The sequence below is a fragment of the Pseudoalteromonas fuliginea genome, from assembly GCF_000690055.1.
GTDB lineage: Bacteria > Pseudomonadota > Gammaproteobacteria > Enterobacterales > Alteromonadaceae > Pseudoalteromonas > Pseudoalteromonas fuliginea.
In genome coordinates this window covers 1-681 of record NZ_JJNZ01000154.1, presented here as the reverse complement: position 1 = coordinate 681, position 681 = coordinate 1, and the positions used below count along the sequence as shown (strand labels likewise).

The window sequence follows — 681 nt, the reverse complement described above, 5'->3', positions numbered from 1 at the left end:
GCATAACAGCCTTGCATAAAGCTGTTATCGCGGGGCTCACCTTGCCAAGTAGCAATTTTATCATCACCGATAATTTTCCACTGCGACATATTGGTTGGGCTTGTTTGAGCTGCCTTTATGATTTTTTTAGTTTTATGTTCGTCCGTTATATTATTGTGGCAAGATTTACAGCCCACATTTATATTTGAAAAGTGCGTATCAAAGCTTTCTTTTTCAGTATTGTAATTACGCTTTAAATTATCCGAATGGCAATCGGCGCACATCCCGTTCCAGTTTTGCAGTGGTTGCAACCAATGGAGGCGGTCGTTGGGTTTTACATCCTCGTTAGCGTAGTTTGCATACCAACGCTGCCCGCCAAGTGCTTTGGCGCGACTATCCCATGCAAAAGGAAATACTTGGTACTTACCTTTTTCAACTTCAATTAAATACTGTTGCAGCGGGTCAAAGCCAAATACATAACTTACGGTGTAAGTTTTTTTAGTGCCTTGCTCGGTCAAATCAATTAAAAAGGCATCTTTTTCTTTATAAAACACGGCTTTTTGGGAAAAGTGGGTAGTAGTTACATTATTAAAATCCCCAAGCACTGTATCTTTATTGGCTAAAGCCATTGAACTTGCATGATCTGATTGTTTCCAATCACGGGTTTGTGGTTGATGACAAGACTGGCACTCATCGTTTGCA

1 protein-coding gene is annotated in these 681 nt (G+C 40.4%); it reads right to left on the bottom strand.

The annotated features are described in order from the left end of the window. On the bottom strand, window positions 1–681 hold a 681-nt coding region (locus tag DC53_RS0120905; protein ID WP_033032416.1), incomplete at both ends, for a multiheme c-type cytochrome.